Genomic DNA, 4012 nt, shown 5'->3' on the forward strand with positions numbered 1-4012 from the left:
CGGCGGTGAGGGTGGCGAGACCGGCGGCCACGGCGCCGGTGGTGCGCTGAGCGGTGGTGCTGTCGGACGAGTCAGTCATGACAGGAAACCTAACCGCCGGGGCCGCGCCCGGGCCAACCGGTCTCACCTCCCGGTCGCGCCGCGGGCCCGGCCCGGCACGGACGCGCCCCCGCCGCCGGGACCCGCTCCTTCTCCACGGAGGCGCCCGCGCCCGCACGGACGTGCCCCGTCCGCCGGCGCCCGCGCGCACGGGTCCGTGCCGGGCCGGGCCCGCGGCGCGACCGGGAGGTGAGACCGGTTGGCCCGGGCGCGGCCCCGGCGGTTAGGTTTCCTGTCATGACTGACTCGTCCGACAGCACCACCGCTCAGCGCACCACCGGCGCCGTGGCCGCCGGTCTCGCCACCCTCACCGCCGAGGGCGTCGTCCTCGACACCTGGTACCCCGCCCCCGCGCTCGCCGCGGAACCCGGCCCCGCCGGCACCGAGCGGCTGACGGCCGAGCAGGCCGTCGAGCTCCTCGGCGAAGGCGCGGCCAAGGCCGTCGGCCCGGACGCCCGCCGGGGCGTCGAGGTCGTCGCCGTCCGCACCGTCATCGCGTCCCTCGACGACAAGCCGCTCGACGCCCACGACGCCTACCTCCGTCTGCACCTGCTCTCGCACCGTCTGGTCGCGCCGCACGGGCAGAACCTCGACGGGATCTTCGGCCTTCTCGCCAACGTCGCCTGGACCAGCCTCGGCCCGGTCGCCGTGGACAGCCTGGAGACCGTGCGGCTCAACGCCCGCGCCGAGGGCCTGCACCTCCAGGTGACCTCCGTGGACAAGTTCCCGCGGATGACGGACTACGTAGCGCCCAAGGGCGTGCGCATCGCCGACGCCGACCGCGTCCGCCTCGGCGCGCACCTCGCCGAGGGCACCACGGTCATGCACGAGGGCTTCGTCAACTTCAACGCGGGCACCCTCGGCACCTCCATGGTCGAGGGCCGCATCTCCGCGGGCGTGGTCGTGGGCGACGGCTCGGACATCGGCGGCGGCGCGTCCACCATGGGCACGCTGTCCGGCGGCGGCAACGTCCGCATCGTGATCGGCGAGCGCTGCCTCGTCGGCGCCGAGGCGGGCGTCGGCATCGCCCTCGGCGACGAGTGCGTCGTCGAGGCCGGCCTCTACGTCACGGCCGGCACCCGGGTCACGCTGCCCGACGGCCAGGTCGTCAAGGCGCGTGAGCTGTCCGGCGCGAGCAACATCCTCTTCCGCCGCAACTCCGTCACCGGCACGGTCGAGGCCCGTCCGAACAACGCGGTGTGGGGCGGGCTCAACGAGGTCCTGCACAGCCACAACTGATCACCGGAGGCCGTGACCTGCGGCCGCCTTATCGATCAACGCGCTGACCTGCTGCTGAGCTGTCGGTAGCTGTCGACGTTGGTCAACGCTGAGCGCCCTTCCACGGCCCTAGGACGGCCCGGGAGGGCGCTCGTGCGTTCAGGGAAGACACCTGCCTCCCCGGCGAGTGTTTGCTCCCCGGTGAGGGACAGGCGCTTAGAAGATGCGGGCAAGCCTTGGTCGGCCCACCGGATCGGCCTGCGCCGGCACCATGCTGGGTCGCTGAGTGTTGCTGCCGTCCACCGTCGTTGCCGTCAGCGCTGCCGTCGGGCAGCGCTTCGCCATCGCGTCGGCCTGGCAGCACCCGGGACCGGCGGGGGCTTCGTCGATCACTTATCTCAATTCGCGTGACGAAGAACGCCAAGACGCTTAGCCTGGGCCCGAACACGGATCAGGGGGATATGTTGGCTGCGCATTCATTTTTCACCGTGGGGGACACGTGGTTCCAATCATTCCATGAGGGCTATAACCCCGAAGCGGCGTCGATTTTTCGCGAGTGCGACGCCTGTTGTGACGAGAATGGCGACCTGGACTATTTCACCATTTCATCCCACAGAATGCTAGATCGGTTGGGACTCCTCGGTATCGATATTGACGCAACGTCCGCCGCCTTCAATCATGGTTATGCCGAAACTCCAGAAGAGTACCGGCCAGACGAATTTGATTTTGATGCGTGGCTGGAGGATGGAAAGAAGTCGGTGAGGCAGACCGGTTGGTTCGACTTCGGCACGGATTCCGACTGGATTGATCCGTCGGTCGACATTCGTTACATAATTCGAGCCGTAATTGAAATGCATGAGACTGACGTGCCCGTAGTCTGGAATCTCGCGGATGTGGTGGGTCGCGGCTTCGTGTCACCCGATCCCCGGCTGTGTGAAATAGAACTGGAGAAGAAGAGACGCGCCAATGTCGCAACCTTCCCTGTGATTGTACTGACGGAAGGGTCGACCGATGCCGCATTTTTGAGCGGCGCACTCTCGTTAGTGTATCCGCATCTTGTTGACTTCCTGAAATTCATGGATTTCGGGGTCGGCGCAGAGGGAGGGGCCAGCGCCCTCGCGCGAACCTTGAAGTCATTTGCGGCATCAGGAGTCGCAAATAGGGTGATCGCTATCTTCGATAATGATACGGCGGCCTCGGATGTACTGACCGCCGGGAGTACCCAGCTCCCGCCTACTTTCAGAGTGCTTCAGTATCCTGAAATCGACTTGGCTAGGAACTACCCGACGATTGGCCCCACCGGGCGCGAAGCCTTCGATGTGAACGGTAAAGCGGGCGCTCTGGAGTTGTACTTCGGCGAGGATATTCTGAAATACCCGACAGGTGAACTAACGCCGGTGCAGTGGACCGGGTACGTAAAGCGGCAGGGCGCCTACCAGGGGGAACTTCTTGACAAAAGTCGCCTACAGAAAGAATTTCGGAGGAAGTTGGATGACGCCATAGCCAGAGGAGCCATTCAACCCGGGGAAGATTGGTCTGGGATCATCGCGATTTTGGATCGAATTCGTCGCGCCTTCCACGATGTCCCAGCCTAATGGCTACGGGAAATGACAGGCGCCCCCGCACATATTTGCCGTACATCCCGGAGTCAGTTATAGAGTGGAGGTAGCTTAATGATCGGCGACTCGACGCCGTGGCGCGAGGACTTGCTTAGAATTGCCGAACGACTCGGAAAGCGAAAATCCCAGAAACGGTGGACTGAGCGAACCACTTATCTAGTCGAGCGTGACATGATGCTTGGCGCCTTCATTGTCCGACGACTGAACGAGTCCCGCAAAATCTCCGATAGCCTTGCTGCGCGCAACTTCCCCGTCGAGCGCTACTCGTTGGTCGGGGGAGTGCCGGATGTATACAACCGTTACGAGTTTTACGAGCTGTATGATCTCGCAGGTGGTACAGCGGATTCGCTTTCGCTTCCCCGCCTATGTAACCAGATAATTCACAGCTATGTCTGGCATTTCTCCGTTACCGAAGATTCCGGAATGTTGGATGGCGTCTACGTATGCTCCGACAATAAGCGACGCAAGACGCTGTACAAAATTCCGCTCGACAGCCTGACCGATCTATTCGCTCGAGTGGGAGCCGAGGATATCTATCGGATCGATATACGCGCGGATAGTAATGGTGAGAGGTATGTCGCCCGCGTCGAGGGTCGTTCACTACTCGACGACATCTGTGCAGACTAGGTCGGTGGAGCGGCTTTGGGCTGGAGCTGCTTTGGGGCGAGTGATCATGGCCCCGTAAGCTTCCGGCGCGTCGGGCAGTCTGTGGACCTGCCCGTTAAAGCACGACGTTGGGGCCATGGTCTTAGAGGCTCGCCCCAAAGTGGCTGCCTAAGACGTCGTTTCTTATGGCGTGATCGTTCGTTGAGCCGTGCATGACGGATCTCGTTGAGCGACTTGTGCCGGACGAGTTGTGGGTGCTGTTCCGGCGGGTGGTGCCGCCCGCAGTGGTCACGCGCCCACAGGGCGGTGGCCGACGGCGGGCCGGTGACCGTGAAGCCCTGGCCGCGATCATTTTCGTGGCAACGTCGGGCTGCACCTGGCGGCAGCTGCCGCCGGTGTTTGGTCCCGCCTGGCCCACGGTCTACCGACGCTTCGCTCAGTGGAGCCGGGACCGGGTCTGGGCCCGGCTC

The 4012-nt window shown here is 64.1% G+C and carries 4 protein-coding genes; all 4 read left to right on the top strand.

The window, feature by feature from the left end:
* Positions 1–336: 336 nt before the first annotated feature.
* Positions 337–1338: a 2,3,4,5-tetrahydropyridine-2,6-dicarboxylate N-succinyltransferase gene (gene dapD / locus EAO77_RS24385; protein WP_147990429.1), complete on the top strand. Its 1002-nt coding sequence runs from the start codon at positions 337–339 to the stop codon at positions 1336–1338.
* A gap of 386 nt (positions 1339–1724) precedes the next feature.
* Entirely contained in the window at positions 1725–2912 is a 1188-nt protein-coding gene (locus tag EAO77_RS24390; protein WP_147990430.1) for a hypothetical protein, read from the top strand.
* 78 nt (positions 2913–2990) lie between these two features.
* Positions 2991–3563: a hypothetical protein gene (locus EAO77_RS24395; RefSeq protein WP_147990431.1), complete on the top strand. Its 573-nt coding sequence runs from the start codon at positions 2991–2993 to the stop codon at positions 3561–3563.
* Positions 3564–3754: 191 nt separating this feature from the next.
* On the top strand, positions 3755–4012 hold a 258-nt coding region (locus EAO77_RS24400), incomplete at its 3' end, for a transposase (RefSeq protein WP_147991001.1).

It is taken from the genome of Streptomyces sp. T39 (assembly GCF_008042045.1).
In the GTDB taxonomy this organism is placed as follows: Bacteria; Actinomycetota; Actinomycetes; order Streptomycetales; family Streptomycetaceae; genus Streptomyces.

Coding starts and splice junctions, on each gene's coding strand:
- EAO77_RS24395 (WP_147990431.1), top strand. CDS start 2,991: ATGATCGGCGACTCGACGCCGTGGCGCGAGGACTTGCTTAGAATTGCC.
- dapD (WP_147990429.1), top strand. CDS start 337: ATGACTGACTCGTCCGACAGCACCACCGCTCAGCGCACCACCGGCGCC.